Origin of the sequence: Lacticaseibacillus brantae DSM 23927 (genome assembly GCF_001436115.1) — a bacterium.
Classification (GTDB): domain Bacteria; phylum Bacillota; class Bacilli; order Lactobacillales; family Lactobacillaceae; genus Lacticaseibacillus; species Lacticaseibacillus brantae.
Genome location: NZ_AYZQ01000001.1, coordinates 646,399 through 666,155, shown reverse-complemented (window position 1 = coordinate 666,155; position 19,757 = coordinate 646,399). Strand labels below are relative to the sequence as shown.

At 47.8% G+C, this 19,757-nt stretch carries 25 protein-coding genes; 24 read left to right on the top strand and 1 reads right to left on the bottom strand.

Translation table 11 applies throughout. The annotated features are described in order from the left end of the window. Nucleotides 1–37 precede the first annotated feature (37 nt). The 19 genes from upp to FC34_RS03210 all read left to right on the top strand — a co-directional run bounded on the left by upp (nt 38) and on the right by FC34_RS03210 (nt 14,070). Complete coding sequence (gene upp / locus FC34_RS03300) at nt 38–667, top strand: uracil phosphoribosyltransferase (protein ID WP_057893954.1); 630 nt, start codon at nt 38–40, stop codon at nt 665–667. Nucleotides 668–959: 292 nt separating this feature from the next. Then, complete coding sequence (atpB, locus tag FC34_RS03295) at nt 960–1,679, top strand: F0F1 ATP synthase subunit A (protein ID WP_057893953.1); 720 nt, start codon at nt 960–962, stop codon at nt 1,677–1,679. Nucleotides 1,680–1,694: 15 nt separating this feature from the next. Further along, a complete protein-coding gene (gene atpE / locus FC34_RS03290) occupies nt 1,695–1,907 on the top strand; it encodes a F0F1 ATP synthase subunit C (RefSeq protein WP_057893952.1) in 213 nt (70 codons plus the stop codon). Between the two features lie 35 nt (nt 1,908–1,942). Continuing rightward, on the top strand, nt 1,943–2,434 hold the full coding sequence (gene atpF / locus FC34_RS03285; RefSeq protein WP_057893951.1) for a F0F1 ATP synthase subunit B: 492 nt from the start codon (nt 1,943–1,945) through the stop codon (nt 2,432–2,434). Next, entirely contained in the window at nt 2,421–2,966 is a 546-nt protein-coding gene (gene atpH / locus FC34_RS03280; RefSeq protein ID WP_057893950.1) for an ATP synthase F1 subunit delta, read from the top strand. Before atpF ends, atpH begins: the two co-directional genes overlap by 14 nt. A gap of 22 nt (nt 2,967–2,988) precedes the next feature. After that, entirely contained in the window at nt 2,989–4,527 is a 1,539-nt protein-coding gene (atpA, locus tag FC34_RS03275) for a F0F1 ATP synthase subunit alpha (protein WP_057893949.1), read from the top strand. An 11-nt stretch (nt 4,528–4,538) separates the two neighbouring features. Further along, nucleotides 4,539–5,459, top strand: coding sequence for a F0F1 ATP synthase subunit gamma (locus FC34_RS03270; RefSeq protein ID WP_057893948.1), 921 nt, complete (start codon nt 4,539–4,541; stop codon nt 5,457–5,459). A 29-nt stretch (nt 5,460–5,488) separates the two neighbouring features. Next, entirely contained in the window at nt 5,489–6,961 is a 1,473-nt protein-coding gene (gene atpD / locus FC34_RS03265; protein ID WP_057893947.1) for a F0F1 ATP synthase subunit beta, read from the top strand. Nucleotides 6,962–6,974: 13 nt separating this feature from the next. Next, nucleotides 6,975–7,406: a F0F1 ATP synthase subunit epsilon gene (locus tag FC34_RS03260; protein ID WP_057893946.1), complete on the top strand. Its 432-nt coding sequence runs from the start codon at nt 6,975–6,977 to the stop codon at nt 7,404–7,406. Between the two features lie 149 nt (nt 7,407–7,555). Beyond that, on the top strand, nt 7,556–7,795 hold the full coding sequence (locus FC34_RS03255; RefSeq protein ID WP_057893945.1) for a DUF1146 family protein: 240 nt from the start codon (nt 7,556–7,558) through the stop codon (nt 7,793–7,795). Between the two features lie 64 nt (nt 7,796–7,859). Next, nucleotides 7,860–8,849, top strand: a complete 990-nt coding sequence (gene mreB / locus FC34_RS03250; protein WP_057893944.1) for a rod shape-determining protein — start codon at nt 7,860–7,862, stop codon at nt 8,847–8,849. A gap of 47 nt (nt 8,850–8,896) precedes the next feature. Next, nucleotides 8,897–9,031, top strand: a complete 135-nt coding sequence (locus FC34_RS03245) for a DNA-directed RNA polymerase subunit beta (RefSeq protein ID WP_420805038.1) — start codon at nt 8,897–8,899, stop codon at nt 9,029–9,031. Between the two features lie 12 nt (nt 9,032–9,043). Continuing rightward, nucleotides 9,044–9,298 (top strand): membrane protein insertion efficiency factor YidD, encoded by a 255-nt coding sequence (yidD, locus tag FC34_RS03240; RefSeq protein WP_057893942.1) that lies wholly within the window; start codon nt 9,044–9,046, stop codon nt 9,296–9,298. A 9-nt stretch (nt 9,299–9,307) separates the two neighbouring features. Then, nucleotides 9,308–9,529: a DUF2969 domain-containing protein gene (locus tag FC34_RS03235; protein WP_057893941.1), complete on the top strand. Its 222-nt coding sequence runs from the start codon at nt 9,308–9,310 to the stop codon at nt 9,527–9,529. Nucleotides 9,530–9,614: 85 nt separating this feature from the next. Continuing rightward, nucleotides 9,615–10,796 (top strand): FtsW/RodA/SpoVE family cell cycle protein, encoded by a 1,182-nt coding sequence (locus FC34_RS03230; RefSeq protein ID WP_057894142.1) that lies wholly within the window; start codon nt 9,615–9,617, stop codon nt 10,794–10,796. A gap of 12 nt (nt 10,797–10,808) precedes the next feature. Beyond that, complete coding sequence (locus tag FC34_RS03225) at nt 10,809–11,099, top strand: glycine cleavage system H family protein (protein WP_057893940.1); 291 nt, start codon at nt 10,809–10,811, stop codon at nt 11,097–11,099. 364 nt (nt 11,100–11,463) lie between these two features. Continuing rightward, complete coding sequence (locus FC34_RS03220; protein ID WP_057893939.1) at nt 11,464–12,306, top strand: MetQ/NlpA family ABC transporter substrate-binding protein; 843 nt, start codon at nt 11,464–11,466, stop codon at nt 12,304–12,306. A 19-nt stretch (nt 12,307–12,325) separates the two neighbouring features. Next, nucleotides 12,326–13,387: a methionine ABC transporter ATP-binding protein gene (locus FC34_RS03215; RefSeq protein WP_057893938.1), complete on the top strand. Its 1,062-nt coding sequence runs from the start codon at nt 12,326–12,328 to the stop codon at nt 13,385–13,387. Then, nucleotides 13,384–14,070, top strand: coding sequence for a methionine ABC transporter permease (locus tag FC34_RS03210; protein WP_057893937.1), 687 nt, complete (start codon nt 13,384–13,386; stop codon nt 14,068–14,070). Before FC34_RS03215 ends, FC34_RS03210 begins: the two co-directional genes overlap by 4 nt. A 52-nt stretch (nt 14,071–14,122) precedes the next feature. Here the strand turns inward: FC34_RS03210 and FC34_RS03205 are convergent, their stop codons facing one another. Next, complete coding sequence (locus FC34_RS03205; RefSeq protein ID WP_057893936.1) at nt 14,123–14,827, bottom strand: gamma-glutamyl-gamma-aminobutyrate hydrolase family protein; 705 nt, start codon at nt 14,825–14,827, stop codon at nt 14,123–14,125. Nucleotides 14,828–14,984: 157 nt separating this feature from the next. Here FC34_RS03205 and sufC point away from each other — a divergent pair, with 157 nt between their 5' ends. The 5 genes from sufC to sufB are packed head-to-tail and all read left to right on the top strand — an operon-like array spanning nt 14,985 to nt 19,743. Then, nucleotides 14,985–15,740: a Fe-S cluster assembly ATPase SufC gene (gene sufC, locus FC34_RS03200; protein WP_057893935.1), complete on the top strand. Its 756-nt coding sequence runs from the start codon at nt 14,985–14,987 to the stop codon at nt 15,738–15,740. 1 nt (nt 15,741) lies between these two features. After that, nucleotides 15,742–16,707, top strand: coding sequence for a SufD family Fe-S cluster assembly protein (locus FC34_RS03195; RefSeq protein WP_057893934.1), 966 nt, complete (start codon nt 15,742–15,744; stop codon nt 16,705–16,707). Next, on the top strand, nt 16,691–17,881 hold the full coding sequence (locus FC34_RS03190; protein ID WP_057893933.1) for an aminotransferase class V-fold PLP-dependent enzyme: 1,191 nt from the start codon (nt 16,691–16,693) through the stop codon (nt 17,879–17,881). Before FC34_RS03195 ends, FC34_RS03190 begins: the two co-directional genes overlap by 17 nt. Beyond that, complete coding sequence (gene sufU, locus FC34_RS03185) at nt 17,874–18,329, top strand: Fe-S cluster assembly sulfur transfer protein SufU (protein ID WP_057893932.1); 456 nt, start codon at nt 17,874–17,876, stop codon at nt 18,327–18,329. The genes FC34_RS03190 and sufU overlap by 8 nt, the downstream gene beginning before the upstream one ends. Then, nucleotides 18,307–19,743, top strand: a complete 1,437-nt coding sequence (gene sufB / locus FC34_RS03180) for a Fe-S cluster assembly protein SufB (protein ID WP_057893931.1) — start codon at nt 18,307–18,309, stop codon at nt 19,741–19,743. Before sufU ends, sufB begins: the two co-directional genes overlap by 23 nt. The last annotated feature ends 14 nt before the right edge of the window (nt 19,744–19,757 follow it).

The window sequence follows — 19,757 nt, the reverse complement described above, 5'->3', positions numbered from 1 at the left end:
AAAATTCGGTAGCCAAGCAATTAGGAGGAAAATAACATTGGGCAAATTTACTGTCTTGAATCACCCGCTCATCCAGCACAAGTTAACTTTAATTAGGGACAAAAATGCAGGCACAAAAGAGTTCCGCGAAGTCGCTAATGAAATCGCAGAATTAATGGTTTATGAAATCACTCGTGACCTGCCTTTGAAGGATGTTGAAGTCGAAACCCCAATGGGAAAAACTATCCAAAAGGAATTGGCCGGTAAGAAGTTGGCTGTTGTACCGATTCTGCGTGCTGGTCTGGGCATGGTTGATGGCGTGTTGGAATTAATTCCAGCCGCTAAGGTTGGCCACATTGGAATGTATCGGGACGAAACGACATTGAAGCCACATGAATATTTCGTCAAGATGCCAGCAGATATCGATCAGCGTGACCTTTTCATCGTCGACCCAATGCTTGCCACTGGTGGCTCTGCCATTATGGCCATTGATGCCTTGAAGAAGCGGGGCGCTCAATCAATGCGTCTTGTTGTCTTGGTTGCAGCACCTGAAGGGGTGAAGGCGGTGCAAGAAGCTCATCCTGATGTTGATATCTATTCTGCCGCTTTGGACGACCGTTTAAATGAAGATGGGTACATCGTTCCTGGTCTCGGTGACGCGGGCGATCGCCTTTTTGGTACAAAATAATTTATGTAACGACGACTGCCATTGGCGGGCGTCGTTTTTTTTGTGCCAGATTCAGGTCGGAAAAAGATAACATTTGTTTGGGAAAATGATTTTGAAAACAGTCATGTAAACGCTTGGAATTCTTGCAAATAACTTTGTTTTTTTACGTGAATGGTGGTAGAGTGTTGATTGTGTTTGAAGGAGTTTTTCCCGACAATCCGTAACTTTGCATTGCAGGCGCGCCGAGGTTGATGGGCACTTAGCAGTGGCTGTCAACTTCCTTGCACCCAATTGTGGTAAGGAGGTGAATTCTGTGAACGAAAGTTATCCCTATCTTGTACTATTTGGCTTGCGGTTTAATCTCGCAAACTGTATTGCGATTTTAGTCTCTGCCATCCTCATCTTTGCCTTAGTTTTCTGGCTTTCCAGAAAACCAGCCATTCGTCCTGGTAAGAAGCAAAACGTCCTTGAGTATATGATTGATTTTACAAATGGGATTGTTAAAGGGGCGATGCCTGGGCCAGAGGGTAACCGTTTCGGTTTGTTAGCATTTGTCTTGTTCTTATTTGTTTTCGTTAACAACCAAATTGGTTTGTTCCTGCAAATTGATGCTGGTGGTAAAACCTGGTTCCGCTCGCCAACTGCTGATCCGATTATCACGATGACCTTAGCCATGACCGTCTTATTGCTTTCGCATTACTTTGCGGTTGTGTTTACCGGCTTCAAAGGATACATGAAGGGATTTGTGTCGCCGCTGGCTTTTCTTGCCCCGATTAACATTTTGGAAGAGTTCACAAACTTTGTGACCTTGGCCATGCGTTTATACGGGAATATTTTTGCTGGTGAAGTATTACTGTTGCTAATCCGTAGCTTAGCTTTTTCCGGAGGATCAATGGGCTGGCTTTCATTTATTGCTGGCTTCCTAATGGAAATGGTATGGCAAGGGTTCTCAGTGTTCATTGGTAGTATCCAGGCGTACGTTTTCGTCACGCTTGGCATGGTTTACATTTCACATAAGGTAGTACCTGAATAATAGGAGGAAAACAATATGCAATACATCGCAGCATCTATCGCAGCCGGTCTTGCCGCGCTTGCCGCTTCATATGGTAACGGTCACGTTATCTCTAAGACTCTTGAAGGTATGGCTCGCCAACCTGAACTCTCTGGTCAATTACGCTCAACCATGTTTATCGGTGTTGGTTTGATTGAAGCCGTGCCAATCTTGTCTATCGTTGTTGCTTTCATCTTAATGAACCGTTAATTCGCAACAGCTTATAGGGAAGGAAGTGGAAATCCATGGCTTCACTTGGTGATATGCTTTTCTTAATCATAACCTTTGCCATTTTGATGGTATTGGTCGGGAAGTTTGCATTTAAGCCGGTAACAAAGATGATGACCGATCGGCAGGATAAGATTACCAATGATTTGGATTACGCTGACAACGCTAAAAAGCAAGCAGCAGATCTTGCTGCACAACGGCAGGCTGAACTTCAAAATTCTCAAGCCGAAGCAGTGCAAATTGTTAATACAGCCAAAGCTAACGGGGACAAGCAACGTCAAGCCCTTTTAGACCAAGCCCAGCAGGAAGTAGCGACCTTAAAGCAGAATGCGCAGACTGATATTGAACAGTCCAAGCAAGATGCATTGAATGCTGCTAAGAATGATGTGGCTGATTTGTCTGTTGCAATTGCAACGAAGATTATTGGCAAGGAATTAAACGCAAGTGATCAGCAACAATTGATTGATGATTACATCAAGGGGTTGGGTGATACCAATGGCGCTCACTAATCGCGATGTCGCCCCACGTTACGGTCGTTCCACTTTTGAAGTGGCCCAATCGCAACAAGGTGAACAACAAACCTTTGACGAACTTGCCCAAGTACAATCTGTTTTAGCGGACAATCCGCAATTACTTCAAGTGTTAGAAGCAGCGAACGTGAGTCCAGAAGACAAGCAGAAACTGCTCGACAATGTGAAGCAAGCCTTGAGTCCTCTTGTCAGCAATTTAATTCAAATGCTGTTTGATTACGGCCGTATCGGTGCATTGCCATTAGTAATCACTGACTACAATGCCCGATTCAAAGCGGCACAAGGAATCATTGATGCAACCGTCACAACTGCTGTGACGTTAAGCGACGCACAGGTCGAATCACTCGGCCAAGCAATCGCAACTCGATTTGGCGGCAAGACGGCCCAACTCCAACAGATTGTTGATCCAACCGTGTTGGGTGGGGTTAAAATCATGAGCCAAAATCAAATTATTGATGGGACGGTCTCAACGAAGCTCAAGAAATTGAGTGCCGCCTTGTTAGCCGAATAGCGAAAGTAAAGAGGTGAACCGGATGAGCATGAAGACTGAAGAACTCAGTGCTCTTATCAAGCAACAACTTGCAAATTACCAAGATGATTTGTCAGTCGATGAAGTCGGCACTGTCACCTACGTTGGTGACGGGATTGCGCGGGCCCAAGGGCTTGAGAACGCAATGGCAAATGAATTACTGCAATTCAGTAACGGTTCATACGGGATGGCGCAGAACCTCGAAACCGATGATGTCGGGATCATTATTTTGGGGGAATTTGATAACATTCGTGAAGGCGATCAGGTTAAGCGGACCGGCCGGATTATGGAAGTTCCTGTTGGGGACGGCATGATCGGTCGGGTTGTCAACGCATTAGGCCAACCAGTTGATGGTATGGGCCCAATCGCTTCAGATAAAACGCGGCCTATTGAATCACCAGCACCTGGTGTCATGCAACGTCAATCTGTTTTTGAACCACTTCAAACAGGCCTTAAGGCGATTGACTCACTTGTGCCAATCGGGCGTGGTCAGCGCGAATTAATTATTGGGGACCGGAAAACCGGTAAAACCTCAATTGCAATTGATACAATCTTGAATCAAAAGGGTCAAAACATGATCTGTATTTACGTGGCTATTGGCCAAAAGGAATCAACCGTCCGGACACAGGTTGAAACCTTACGTAAATATGGTGCGATGGACTATACCATCGTTTTAACCGCTGGTCCTAGTGAACCAGCACCAATGTTATACATTGCACCTTACGCTGGCAGTGCCATGGGTGAGGAATTCATGTATAACGGTAAGCATGTCTTGATTATCTTTGATGATCTGAGTAAGCAAGCAACTTCATACCGTGAAATATCCTTGCTGCTCCGTCGTCCGCCTGGTCGTGAAGCCTACCCTGGGGATATCTTCTATACGCACAGTCGTTTATTGGAACGGTCTGCGAAGTTAAGTGATGCCCTTGGTGGTGGGTCAATGACGGCACTCCCTGTGATTGAAACGCAAGCAGGTGATCTGTCCGCCTATATTCCAACCAACGTTATTTCAATTACTGACGGTCAAATTTTCTTACAATCCGACCTGTTCTACGCCGGGACTCGGCCAGCGATTGATGCTGGGTCTTCCGTTTCTCGTGTTGGTGGGGACGCTCAGATTAAAGCGATGAAGAAGGTTGCCGGGACGTTACGTCTTGACTTAGCTTCTTTCCGTGAACTTGAAGCATTTACGCAATTCGGTTCTGATTTGGACGCGGCAACGCAAGCTAAACTGAATCGTGGTCGCCGGACCGTTGAAGTCTTGAAGCAGCCATTGCACCAACCACTTCCGGTTGAGAAGCAAGTGTTGATTCTTTATGCTTTGACCCATGGCTTCTTAGATCCAGTGCCTGTCGACGATATTGCTAGCTTTGAAAGCGGCTTGTTTGATTACTTCGATAGTAATGCAGCCGATTTAGAGAAGACTATTGCCACAACTGGTGACTTGCCAGATACCGACAAACTCGATGCTGCAATGAAAGCATTTGCTGCCGGTTTCCAAGCACCATCTGCGACAAGCAATACCACCGCAGCCACGAATTAAGGAGGTGCGGCATGGCTCAATCATTAATGGATATCCAACGCCAAATCGCCTCAACGAAGAAGACTGGACAGATTACCCAAGCCATGCAAATGGTTTCTGGTGCTAAGCTGTCACAGATTGAAAAACGCACGACTGATTATCAAATCTATTCCAATAAGATTCGTGACATTGTGACCCATTTAGCTGCCAGCCAGTTATTGCAGATTCAAGACAATAACAATGACAGCAGCAGTAGCAACGACTTGGGCATCAGTTTGTCCAGTTTGCTTGAACAGCGTCCGGTTAAGAAAAGTGGTTATTTAGTCATCACTTCTGATCGCGGCCTAGTTGGCGGTTACAATAGCACAATTCTTAAAGCGATGATGCAGATGATCAATCAAGATCACCAGTCCCCAGACGAATACGTTATGATGGCTATTGGTGGTGTTGGTGCGGACTTCTTCAAGGCCCGCGGCATGAATTTGGCCTACGAGTATCGTGGTGTGAGTGATATTCCAAGCTTCAATGAAGTACGGGAAATCATTCAGACCGCCGTAACCATGTATGATAGCGGCGTTTTTGATGAGTTGTACGTTTGCTACAACCATCATGTCAATACGTTGACCTCAGCATTTCGGGCTGAGAAGATGCTGCCAATTACAGACCTCGATGTTGGTGAAATTGCCGATCAAAATGTGGAGTACTTGGTTGAACCAAGCAACGAAGCGGTTTTGGATCGCGTTTTGCCTCAGTATGCGGAAAGCTTGATCTTCGGCGCCATCATGGATGCCAAGACTGCTGAACATGCGGCCTCAACCACAGCGATGAAGAGTGCGACCGACAATGCCAATGATTTGATTTCGACATTGTCCACGCAATATAATCGCGCGCGGCAAGCAGCAATCACGACAGAAATCACCGAAATTGTCGGTGGTGCTGCCGCCCTTGAATAGGGTAGAACACAACAGGAAGGACGATTTCTTTGAGCCAATCTATTGGTAAAATTGTACAAGTAATCGGACCTGTCGTTGACGTTGCGTTCCCTATTGACCAGAACCTACCTGAAATCAATAACGCCTTACAAGTCCAAAAGAATGACCAGATCTTAGTTTTGGAAGTTGCTGTTGAACTTGGTGACGGCGTTATGCGGACAATCTCAATGGAAAGTACCGACGGATTGCAACGGGGAATGGAAGTCACCGATACTGGTGCGCCAATCTCTGTGCCTGTTGGTAAAGATACATTGGGTCGGGTGTTCAACGTCTTAGGGGACACAATCGATGACGGGGCAGTTTTTGGACCCGATCACGAACGCAATAGCATTCATAAGGATGCACCTAAGTTTGAAGATCTTAATACAAGTTCTGAAATTCTTGAAACCGGGATTAAGGTTATCGACTTGCTCGAACCTTACCTGCGTGGAGGGAAAGTTGGGTTATTCGGTGGTGCCGGTGTTGGTAAAACCGTTTTAATCCAGGAACTGATTCACAACATTGCTGAAGAACACGGTGGTATTTCTGTGTTTACCGGTGTTGGTGAACGGACTCGTGAAGGTAACGATTTATACTTTGAAATGAAGGAAAGTGGCGTGTTAGAGAACACGGCCATGGTGTTCGGTCAGATGAACGAGCCGCCTGGTGCCCGGATGCGGGTGGCCTTGACTGGTTTAACCATCGCTGAATACTTCCGTGATGTTCAAGGTCAGGATGTGTTGCTCTTTATTGACAACATTTTCCGGTTTACCCAAGCTGGTTCTGAAGTTTCCGCCTTACTTGGTCGGATTCCTTCCGCCGTTGGTTATCAACCAACGCTGGCTACAGAAATGGGTCAGTTGCAGGAACGGATTACCTCAACCAAGAAGGGTTCAGTGACATCGATCCAGGCGATTTATGTGCCTGCCGATGACTACACTGACCCTGCACCTGCGACGACTTTCGCCCATTTGGATGCTACCACTAACTTGGAACGGCGTTTGACGCAGCAAGGGATTTACCCTGCTGTTGATCCGCTGGAATCCTCTTCTAGTGCATTGGATCCCGAAATTGTGGGTAAAGATCACTACGCAGTTGCCACCGAAGTACAACAGGTCCTTCAACGGTACCGTGAATTACAAGACATCATCTCGATCTTAGGGATGGATGAATTGTCCGATGACGAAAAAGTGACCGTTGCGCGTGCACGGCGGATTCAATTCTTCTTATCACAAAACTTCAACGTGGCTGAACGGTTTACCGGTCAACCAGGCTCTTATGTGCCAGTTGAAGAAACGGTTAAGGGCTTCCGGGCAATCTTGGATGGTCAATATGATGATTATCCAGAAGATGCTTTCCGCTCTGTCGGTCGGATTGAAGAAGTCGTTGCTAAGGCGAAAAAGATGGGCTTTGCGCCCGCTGACAGTGCTGCTTCAACGACAGCGCCTGCTAGTGACGCAGCGCCTGCCGCAGCTGCAAACTAGGAGGTGAGCGTTTATGGCTGACAACAGCAACACGCTCACAGTCAATATTGTGACGCCGGATGGGCTTGTGTATGATCACCATGCAACCATGGTGATTGTGCGCTCTGTCGATGGTGACTTGGGTATCATGGCTAACCATGAACCTATTGTGACACCATTGCAGATTGGTGAAGTCCACGTGCGTCGGATTGACAATCCTGGTCATGAGGACCTCATTGCTGTCAATGGTGGCTTCATGGAAGTCTCCGACAACGTGGCCTCAATCGTCGCTGATTCAGCTGAACGTGAACGTGATATTGATTTATCACGAGCACAAGCAGCGCGCGATCGTGCTGAAAAGGAAATTCAAGCGGCACAATCACAACACGATAGTGACGAATTGCAACGGGCACAGATTGCCTTACAACGGGCAATTAACCGGATTAACGTTAAGAACGGTCGGTAATCGACCAAAAAAAGGATTGATGACTACCTTCGGGCAGTTCATCAATCCTTTTTTGATTGGTTATGACTTCGTTAAAAGCACGAATGTCAGTGGTTTCTTCTTGCATCATGCGGTACACTAAAACAAGACTGCAAAAAGGAGATTGACAGATGTTATCACAGGGATTAGGGATTGATGGTTTAATGACAATTGTGTCTCACTTTGTCTTTATTGCCATCGCTTTTCGGGCCGTGCGTGCTTTGCGGTTTGAACAGTTTTTGAAACCAAACCATGTCCGTGAAAGCCAAGTTTTATTAGTCTTTTTGGCGATTGCAATCGGCTTTACTGTCAGTTCGTTTTTCCTTTCGGTCTTGAGTGGCGCGCGGAATTTAATCTACTTAATCCGCTAAGAGTGCGCGCTAATAATTATGGTATAATGCAGTATTAGTTGATGAATGAGGAGAGAAACACATCATGGCAAAAGATATTGGGATTGATTTAGGGACGGCCAACGTTCTGATTAATGTCAAAGGCAAGGGAATCGTTCTCAATGAACCCTCCGTTGTTGCGATTGATACCCAGACTGGGAAAGTCCTGGCCGTTGGGACGGAAGCATACAAAATGGTTGGTCGGACTCCCGGCAATATTCGGTCCATTCGGCCACTGAAAGATGGCGTCATTGCTGACTTCGATATTACTGAAGCCATGCTGGAATACTTTATTAACAAGTTGAATGTGAAAGGGTTTATGTCTAAACCTAATATTCTCATTTGCGCGCCAACAAATATTACGTCAATTGAACAAAAAGCCATCATTGAGGCCGCTGAAAAGTCAGGCGGTCGCAAGGTTTATTTAGAATTTGAACCAAAAGTAGCCGCTGTTGGTGCTGGTCTGGATATCTTCCAACCACAAGGTAACATGGTCATTGATATCGGTGGTGGGACTGCCGACGTTGCTGTGCTCTCCATGGGCGAGATTGTCACTAGTCGGAGTCTGCGGCTGGCGGGCGATAAAATGGACGCCGCCATTGCCACATATGTGAAGAATAAACACAAGTTACTGATCGGTGAACATACTGCCGAGAAGATTAAGATTGAAATCGGCACAGTTTATGAAGCTGACCCAAGTGAAACGATTGAAGTGCGGGGCCGTGATATTGCAACCGGGTTGCCGCGGGAAGTGGAAGTGACTGCGACCGAAGTTGAAGAAGCGCTGCATGAAACCATGCTGGCGATTATTAATGCGGCCAAAGAAGTCTTAGAACAGACACCACCTGAATTGTCAGCAGATATTATTGATCGTGGGATCATGCTGACGGGTGGGGGTGCCTTATTGAAGGGCATTTCCCAGTTGTTTGCGGCCGAGCTGAAGGTGCCAGTCTTGCTGGCTGAGTCCCCACTGGATGCCGTTGCGCTTGGGACTGGCGTCTTACTGGATAATATTGCCCACAAGAAGCAATACTAGGAGGGCTGGTTTTGAGTCCTACTTATGCGCGTCGTATTCTTAAAAAAATTGGAATTGGTCTGCTGAGTGCCTTGATTCTGCTGATTTTGGGCTTGATGATTGGTTATGGCGTTGGTGGGGGCAATCCGTTTCGGGTTTTTCTGCCAAGTACTTGGCAGCACATTTTTGATTTTCTCAAATAAGGAGCTAGCGTTATGAAACGGGTTTTAGTCTGGTTTGTCCGAGGCTATCAACGTGTGATTTCGCCCCTTTTTCCACCGAGTTGTCGCTATTACCCCACATGTTCAAGTTATATGGTCACTGCCCTGCAAAAGCACGGGGCCATCAAGGGCTTGCTGATGGGAACGGCGCGGATTTTACGCTGTAATCCATTCGTCCCTGGGGGATATGATCCGGTTCCGGATTATTTCACGTTAAAGCGCAACCGCCAAACGCAATCAGCGAAATAAGGAGTTATTATGGCAAAAGAACAAAATATTAAAGTGAACCTTGAAGAAGTCCAACGCAACGGTCACACTGTCTCTGTGTTGACCTTAGGGAAACAAGAGCTTGGTTTCATTGAACCAAGTGATGACCGGTTTACCGCTTTCGTGGCTGGTAGTACTGATCCCAATCGGTTCAAGGCATTTGATGATGCCGTGAATTTCCTCATCTCAGAGTATCATCTCCACCGCGGATAATGACCTCGAACACTTCAGGTTTCCTGAGGTGTTTTTGTGTCATCAACAGGCGGATTTATGAAAGGAGTCCCAATTGGCAAAAGAAATGACTAATGATTCATCGCAGAATCGCCTCGACTACGGGATTATCCTGTCGGTCATGCTGCTAGCTTTGATTGGTTTGGGCGCCATTTATATGGCAACCGTGCATGACGGTTCGACTTCGCCGGTGCGGGCTGTCATCATGCAAGTGATGTGGTATGTCATTGGTGGGGTCGGCATCTTCATTGTTTTGCAGTTTGATGCTGAACAATTGTGGCGACTAGCACCCATCCTCTATGGTATCGGTATTTTCCTGCTCTTGGCCGTCTTAGTGTTGTATGATCGGCAAGTGGCAGCCAGTACCGGGGCGAAGAGTTGGTTCCGACTAGGTCCAATTACGTTTCAACCTTCAGAAGTGATGAAACCGGCTTACATATTGATGCTTGGCCGGGTTGTCACCCAACATAATACGAAGTTCAAACATACCACGCATAATGATTGGGTGTTGATTGGCCGGATGCTTCTGTGGACCTTACCCGTTGCCGCGCTGATGATGCTTCAAAACGACTTTGGGACCACTTTGGTCTTTCTGGCGATCTTTGTCGGCGTTATCTTGGTATCAGGCATCACTTGGAAAATTTTAGTCCCGATTGCCGGCGTGGGGGCCGCAATTGGCGGCATGGCAATTCTGCTGGTCACCCAAACCTGGGGCCGCACTATCCTCGCTAAGATCGGCTTTAAAGCCTATCAATTTGCCCGGATTGATTCCTGGCTGAATCCCTCAGGGGCAACAAGCGGTGACAGTTTCCAATTGTGGCAATCGATGAAGGCCATCGGTTCTGGTCAAATGACTGGGAAAGGCTTCAATCACTTGGAAGTGGTTGTGCCCGTTCAAGAATCAGATATGATTTTTTCAGTCATTGGTGAAGCTTTTGGATTTATTGGTTCGGCCGCTGTCATTTTGTTATATTTCTTGTTGATTTACCAAATGATTCGGGTCATTTTCGACACAAAAAATGAATTCTATGCCTACATCACTTCAGGTGTGGTGATGATGATTGTCTTCCACGTGTTTGAAAACATTGGGATGAATATTGGTCTCCTTCCGTTGACCGGGATTCCGTTGCCGTTTATTTCACAGGGGGGATCATTTCTGTTAGCCAACATGTTGTCAGTCGGCATGGTGCTTTCGATGCGCTATCACCACACCAGTTACATGTTTAGTCAAGAACAAGAAAGTTTCTAGGAGGTTTCGCAGATGGCTGACTTTTGGCAACGTAATGATGATAAAGAAGTGACTTTGGGCCTCAGTGCTGACGCACAAGAAAAATTTGGTGCTATCAAATTCGTCGACCTGCCAGTGGTAGGGACAACTTTGACCGTTGGGGAAACTTTCATGGCAGTTGAAGCAGAGAAAGCAGTGCTCGATCTTGAAAGTCCTGTGACTGGCGAGGTTATCGCGGTAAACACGGCCGCCAGTGAGGCGCCAGCTTTATTAAATTCCGCTCAGCAAAGTGATAATTGGGTTGTCACTGTCAAATCGGCCTAGGAGCGAATTTTCTAATCGTAAATTTTTTTGCTTGACATCATTTTCTAAAGTGGTTATTATCAAAACAATTCAATTCGACAAAGAAACAGGATGAGAGAGTAATCGACGTGTGACCGTACAGAGAACCCGGAATGTTGAGAACGGGGTGGTAAGCGGCGATGAACATGGCTCATCAAGTGGTGCAACTGAGCGGGAACGTCAGGTTGCGATGGCTGGCATCCATTATCTTGCACGCGGGATTTTCCCGCTACAAAGCGTGTGCTATGTAAGTAGCCACGAATTTAGAATGGTACCGCGAGTCAACTCGCTTCTAACACAGTTAGGAGCGAGTTTTTTTGTCGAAAAAATTTTGGAGGGATGATTTATGAAGAGTTTTAAGCGTTTGTTAGCATCAGCTGCTGTGGCAGCAGCTGCGATTGTTTTAGTTGCATGTGGCGCAGGGAAATCCAGCTCCAGCAGTAAGGCTGGCACTGAAAGCAATCCAATCAAAGTGGGGATTATGACCACTGACAAGCCAATTTGGACCGACGTTCAAAAGCGGTTGGCCAAAGACAATGTCACCATCAAGTTGGTCGAATTCACTGACTACAACCAACCAAACACAGCGCTTGAGAATGGCGAATTGCAATTGAACGCCTTCCAACACCACAATTTCTTGGACAATTGGAACAAGAAGCATGACACCAAGATTGCCGCGATTGGCGACACCTACATCGGCCCAATGCGTGCTTATTCCAACAAGATTAAGTCCCTGAAGGATTTGAAGAAGGGCGACAAGGTTTCTGTGCCTAACGATCCATCCAACGAAGGCCGCGCATTGCAATTGCTGGAAGAAAACGGCCTGATTAAGCTCAAGAAGGTTGCTTCACCAACCACACGCGACATCACGGAAAACAAGTTAGACTTGCAAATCACTGAACTTGATGCGACCCAAACGGCGAAGAGTTTGGATGACGTGGCTGCTTCCGTCGTTAACAACGATATCGCTGCCAGCGCCGGTTTGACCCCAGACAAAGCGATTGCCGTTGAAAAGATTGATGCCAAGTCCAAGCCTTGGGTGAACTTCATTGCGGCTAAGACAGCGGCTGACAAGTCGAACAAGACTTACGAAAAGATTGTCAAAGCTTATCAAACTGATGCCACAGCTAAGTTAATCGAAAAAGTTTATAAGGGCTCAACATTACCCGCATGGAACTACAAATTTTAGTCGCTGAAAGGTGTTGCTCATGACCGCAGAACCAGTAGTAACGTTAAAACAAGTTGATGTTGAGTTTAATGAGGCCGGCCGCCAAGTCCATGCCGTTGATCATGTTGATTTAACCGTTGAACGGGGCGACATTTACGGGATTGTCGGGTACTCCGGGGCCGGGAAATCGACCCTGGTGCGGACGATTAACTTATTGCAGCGGCCTACCAGCGGTGCTGTGACCGTGTTGGGACAAGACATGCTGTCCTTGGGCGCCAAAGAATTGCGCAATCAACGCAAGCGCATCGGGATGATTTTTCAACATTTCAATTTGATGGCCAGTCGCACGATTGCCCAAAACGTGGCGTTTCCGCTCCTGGGGACTGGCAAGTCTAAGGCTGAGATTCAAGCCAAAGTCGATGAATTGCTGGATTTGGTCGGCTTGAGTGACCGCGCGAATGCGTATCCGGCTCAACTGTCCGGGGGGCAAAAACAGCGGGTAGGGATTGCCCGCGCGTTGGCGAGTGACCCTGAAATTTTGATTTCAGATGAAGCCACTAGTGCCTTGGACCCAAAGACGACAGCCTCCATTCTTGATTTATTAAAATCATTGAACGAGAAACTAGGTTTGACCATTGTGCTAATTACCCACGAAATGGAAGCCGTCAAGCAAATTTGTCAGCACGTGGCTGTGATGGATGCGGGGCGAATCATCGAACGTGGGGATTTGGTGACCATCTTCGCTGATCCAAAAGAACAGCTGACGAAAGATTTCATTGAGACCACCTTGCAACTCGATAGCGCGTTGGCCGCTGTGGTTAAACAGCCAACTGTCCAGAACCTGCGGCCAGACCAACGCCTGGTGCGGCTGACTTATCTGGGTGAAAGTACCGATGATCCGTTGATTGCCGCCTTGTATCGCGACTATCAAGTGGAAGCCAATATCCTCTTTGGGGATATTCAAATTCTGCAAGGCACCCCATTTGGAAATCTGATTGTCGTGCTGAGTGGTGAAGAACAACAACTCGATGCCGCGTTTGACTATCTCAAACGCGAAAAAGTAACGATTACTGCGATTCATCCTGAGGAGGTGGGCGAATGAGTTGGTTAGCAAAATTTTTCCCAAACGTTGGTCCCATCTGGAATGGGGACAACGGTGTCGTCAACGCCGTCATTCAAACGTTGTACATGACGTTTTGGACGACGGTAATCGCAGGCATTTTGGGAATCATCATCGGTGTGCTCCTGGTATTGACGGATGAACATGGGTTGTTGCCGAATCGCGTGGTTTATTGGATTACGGACAAGTTGGTTAACATCTTTCGGGCGATTCCGTTTATCATCTTGCTGGCTGTCATTCAGCCCTTTACGCGGCTTGTGGTTGGGACCGGGATTGGAACGACGGCTGCCTTAGTGCCACTGGTTGCCGGGACAGCGCCATTCTTTGCCCGGCAGGTCCAAAATGCGATTCTGACAGTTGATCCTGGGGTTGTCGAAGCAGCTCAAGCGATGGGCAGCTCGCCATTAGCGATTATCTTCCGCGTGTATTTGCGGGAAGGTTTGCCCGAATTAATCCGTGTCTCTGTTCTGACAATCATCTCGGTGATCGGCTTAACGGCTATGGCTGGTGCAATCGGGGCTGGTGGTCTTGGGAACTTAGCCATCGCTGTTGGGTACAATAGTTCACAATACGATGTCATCTTCGTGTCATTGGTTTTCATTTTGTTGATGGTGTTCATCGTGCAATTCATCGGCGACTGGTGGGCGAAAAAAGTCGAACACTAATGCTGCCAAACACACAAAAAAACTCACGACATCATGTCGTGAGTTTTTTTCGTTATTGTTCAGCAAACCAGTTGATGAGCGCTTGCATATTGGGGGAGTGCGCGGCCATCATCTCGGGATGCCATTGGACCGCATAAACGGGGTGAATTGCACTTTCAAAGGCTTCCAGTACACCATCAGTGGCCACTGCGGCAGGCTTTAAGCCATCAGCTAAACGGTCAACGGCTTGATGATGGTAAGAATTGACCCAAACGTTCTCACCCAGCAACGGCCGGAGAAAACTTTCGGCGACGGTCACTTGGTGAGTCGCAATCCATTCAGGGGTGGGATCTTGTGAATGTTTCAAAGTTGTTGGAATTAAACTCAAATCTTGATACAAACTACCTCCCAAGGCCACATTGATGATCTGTAGGCCACGGCAGATACCAAGCACCGGCTTATTTTGAGCGATTGCGGCGTTGATGAGGGCGATTTCCCATTGATCGCGTGGTAAATAGGTGAGACCAAGATGCTGATCAGGTGCTTGCTCATAAAGTTGAGGTGAGACGTCTTGGCCGCCGACGAGAATCAAACTATCGACTTTCTCAATAGCGGCTTCGGCATAGGCCGGGCTTTGGATGGGGAGAATGATGGGCATCGCGCTGGTATTAGTCAAACTGTCCAAATAATTCTGAAAAATGTAACTCACAGGGTTGCCATGAAAAACGTCTGCGCCGGTTGTCAGTTGATTGCCGGCCAATCCAATTGTTTTCATCATTTTGGCTCCTTTGATTGATGTGGTCTTATTGTAGCACTCGCAGCTAGATTGCCAAAGTCAGCGTGGCTGTTGGGTTGAGTGGTCGTTGCTTGCCGTGTACTTCTGCCGTACAATGAACGTATAATTTGTTATTTAAAACACAAAGTGAGGCCATAAAATGCAGACCCTAACAATCGAAGATCTTCACGTTAAAATCAAAGCCGAACCAAAACATCCAGAAATTCTCAATGGGGTGAACCTCACGATTAACACCGGTGAAGTGCACGCCATCATGGGCCCCAATGGAACTGGGAAGTCGACACTTGAGGAAACAATCATGGGCAATCCTGCCTACGAGGTGACCCAAGGGGATATTCAAATCGATGGCCAAAGTATTCTCAATTTGCCAGTGGATGAACGGGCCCGCGCTGGCTTGTTCTTAGGGATGCAATATCCGTCTGAGATTGCTGGGGTGACCAACGCAGAATTTATTCGCGCAGCCATCAACGCCCGGCGGCCAGAAGATGATCCGATGCCAATCATGAGTTTTCTCAACGCCCTCGATGAGACAATGGCGACCTTGGAAATGCCGACAGATATGGCTGACCGCTATTTGAATCAAGGCTTTTCCGGTGGGGAGAAAAAGCGCAATGAAATTCTTCAACTGATGATGATTCAACCAAGTTTTGCCTTACTCGATGAAATCGACTCCGGCCTAGATATTGATGCCCTGCGGATTGTGGCCAAAGGCGTTAATTTGATGCGCGGGGAGAATTTTGCGAGCCTGATTATTACCCACTATCAGCGTTTACTCGATTACATCGTTCCTGATGTGGTCCATGTGATGAAGGGTGGCCACATTATTGAAACTGGTGGCCCTGAATTAGCCTTAGAATTGGAAAAGACGGGCTACGAACATCTGGGGGAAGCATAGTATGTGGCCTAATTTACCCAAAATTCCCTATCAACGTTATACAAAAACCAAAACAGTTGGCGGCGCAATTACCGTTACACCGGCGACTTTGCCACTTCAATCTGGGCAATACGCCGGCCAGAATGAATTGGAAAACTGGTTGCTGGTAGACCAACCGATTAGCAGAATTGCTGTGCCGGCAAATCTTGAAATGGTGTCGATTAGTGGTAATGGCGGCGGGGCTTTAGTCGTTGATGTCGCCGATAATGCGGTTGTCACTATTATGGAGCACTGGCATAGTCAAGGTGAGAGTCTCGGTCTGTTAGTAATTTTGAATGTTGGGGCCAATGCCCAGGTGACCTATATCAATGATGATCAATTTCATTCACAAGTGGCGGTCATTGACCGCGTGGCCAACGTTGGTGAACACGCGACGCTGGATTGGACAGTTGCTGGATTTAATCAGAGCGCTGGTTTTGGTTTGCTGCAAACCAATTTGTTAGGCCGGTTTGCGAAAGCTACGGTGAATGTCGGGGCACTTGCAGCCGGCAAACAGCATTTTGGCTACACAACTCAAATCGAAAATATCGGCCAGAAGACAGTCGGACACATTAATCAGCGGGGGGTCATCACCGATAGCGCTCATTTGATTTTCAATGGGATTGGCCATATTGTTCAAGGCGCGCGCGGTAGTGATAACCAGCAAGAGAATCGGGTTTTGATGTTATCAGACGGTGCCCGTGGCGATGCCAACCCCTTGTTACTGATTGATGAAAACGATGTGACAGCCGGCCACGCGGCTTCAGTCGCTCGCGTCGATGCCAACCAGTTGTATTACTTGATGAGCCGGGGGTTACCAAAAGCGCAAGCTCAGCGCATGGTCATTCGCGGGTTCCTTGATGCTGGTTTAGTTGGCATTGACGGCGAGTTACGTCAAGACCTGTTTGCCCAAATTGAAAGGACGTTATTAAATGGCCTGGAAAAGTGATTTTCCGTTCTTTGCTGCCCATCCTGAATTAACTTATCTCGATTCCGCGGCCACGGCCCAAAAACCGCAAGCGGTGATTGATCGGTTGACGGCCTATTATGTGAATGACAATGCCAATGTTCACCGGGGCCTTTATCAGCTGGCCTATGCAACCACAGAAAAATTTGAAACGGTGCGCCAGCAAGTCGCTGATTTTGTTGGCGTTGCGGCCCACAATGTGGTCTTTACCCGCGGCACGACTGAAAGCTTAAATTTAGTTGCGACTTCTTTTGGCCCGTTGGTGGTTGGTGACGGTGAGATTGTGACGACTGTTGCTGAACACCATAGTAATTTCATTCCGTGGCAACAGTTGGCCCAGCGCACTGGTGCGACGTTTAAGGTCATCCGTGCGCGAGAGAATGGCGATGTGGCCCTGGCCGATGTTTTAGCGACGATTACACCCAAAACGAAGCTGGTGGCTTTAGCGCATGTGACCAATGTCACAGGCGCACTGCGCGACATTCGCACAATTGCTGATGCAGTGCACGCAGTCGGTGGCTATCTCGTGGTTGATGGGGCCCAAGCGGTGCCACATTTGCCTGTGAAGATTGCGGATTTAAAGGCTGACTTCTATGCTTTTTCGGGGCATAAAGTCTACGGGCCAACGGGCATTGGCGTGTTAGTCGGGCGAACGCAGCTATTAGAGCAGATGCTACCGCTTCAATTCGGTGGTGAAATGATTGACCAAGTGAGCATCGATGAGAGTACCTGGGCGCCAGTACCTTTGAAATTTGAAGCTGGCACGCCCAATATTGCCGGGGTGATTGGTCTTGGGGCAGCCTTGACCTATGTGACAAGCATAGATTGGGACACCCGCCAGCAGCAGGAACAGCAAATGCTCTTGCGATTGCGCCGGGGATTGGCAGCCATCATTGGCGTAACACTGTATGGTGACGACGATTCGGTGGGTGCTGTCAGTTTTAATTTAGCAGGCGTTCATCCGCACGATTTAGCAACATTCTTAGATGAACAGAATATTGCTGTCCGCGCCGGCCACCATTGTGCCCAGCCGCTGATGCTGCAACTGAAGATTCCAGCAACCGTGCGCGCCAGTGTAGGTCTGTACACAGATGAAGCGGATATCGACCGCCTAGTCGCTGGTGTCGAAGCCGCAAGGAGGTTCTTCAATGAGTGAACGTCTAGATCAATTGTATCGACAGGTCATTCTTGAAGCGGCGAATAAACCGCATAATGAGGGTCACTTGGTTGATGCCACCAATGAAATCACACTTAAAAATCCGAGCTGCGGCGACGTACTCACCCTACAATTAGCGGTTGAGAACGGGACCGTGACTGGGGTCGCCTACCATGGTGAAGGTTGTACCATTTCAAAAGCGAGCGCCAGCTTGATGACGGATCAAATTCTTCACCGGTCTGTTACTCAGGTTGAACAGCTCGTTCAGGCGTTTTCAGACCTGATGCTTGATGGTGACGCCCGTGCCCACTCACAGTTAGGTGACGCCGCCATTTTTGCGGGTGTCCACCAATTCCCAGCCCGGATTAAATGTGCCACCTTGGCTTGGAAAGCTGCGAGTCAGGCACTCGCGAAAGGAGAACCTCATGACCGAGACGAAGAATACTAAAAATAATGAAACAGTAGCTGCAAGCGTCGATTTCCTTGATGAAGTTGCACCAGGGGACTTTAAAGACAATGTGACGCCAGTCTATTCGACGGGCCGTGGGTTAACTGAGGCCACCGTCCGCGCAATATCAGCGGAAAAAGGTGAGCCCGAATGGATGCTCAACTATCGGTTGCAGGCTTTTGCTACCTATCAGAAGTTAGCGATGCCAGATTTCGGGCCAGACTTATCAGACCTCGATTTGGATGACATGTTGTATTACCAAAAGGCGACTGACAAGCAGTATCGCAACTGGGATGACGTCCCAGAAACCATTAAGAACACTTTTGAACGCTTAGGGGTGCCACAAGCTGAACGGAAATATCTGGCCGGTGCCAGTGCGCAATATGAATCTGAAGTGGTCTATCATAACATGCGCGAAGAATTTGAGAAGCTCGGGATTATTTTCACTGATATGGATACCGCACTGAAAGAATATCCTGACATCGTTAAAGAATACTTCGGTCAATTGGTCAAACCGAGTGACAACAAGTTTGCCGCCCTCAATGGGGCCGTCTGGTCCGGTGGCAGTTTCATCTACGTGCCTAAAGGCGTGCAAACAGAGGTGCCCATTCAGGCATATTTCCGGATCAATGCTGAAAACACTGGCCAGTTCGAACGGACGCTGATTATCGTCGAACCCGGGGCTAAGGTGAATTATGTTGAAGGCTGTACCGCGCCATCATATTCTAGCGACAGCCTTCATGCCGCTGTGGTGGAAGTCTTCGTCAAAAAGGACGCTTATTGCCGCTACACAACGATTCAAAACTGGTCGAAGAATGTGTTCAGTTTAGAAACCAAACGCGCTCAGGCCCTCGAAAATGCCACCATGGAGTGGGTGGATGGGAACTTGGGGAGTAAGACGACGATGAAATATCCAAGCGTCTATTTAGATGGCCGGGGGGCGCATGGAACAATGTTGTCCATTGCTGTCGCCGGTAGTGGCGTCGATCAAGACAATGGCGCGCGGATGATTCATAATGCGCCAGATACCAGCAGCTCCATTGTTTCTAAGTCAATCGCTAAAGACGGCGGCCGCGTGGATTATCGCGGGACGGTCCGCTTTGGGAAAAATGCGCGCGGTGCGTTTGCCCATGTGGAGTGTGATACGATTCTGATGGATGAACTGAGTAAATCCGATACCATTCCTTACAACGAAATTCATAACGCCGAAGTTTCCATGGAGCATGAAGCCAAGGTGTCCAAAGTCTCAGAAGACCAACTGTATTATTTGATGAGCCGCGGAATTTCTGAAGCTAAGGCCACTGAAATGATTATCATGGGGTTTGTTGAACCCTTTACCAAAGAACTCCCGATGGAATATGCGGTCGAACTGAATCGTTTGATTGGCCTCGAAATGGAAGGTAGCGTCGGTTAAACCAGAAGCACTGA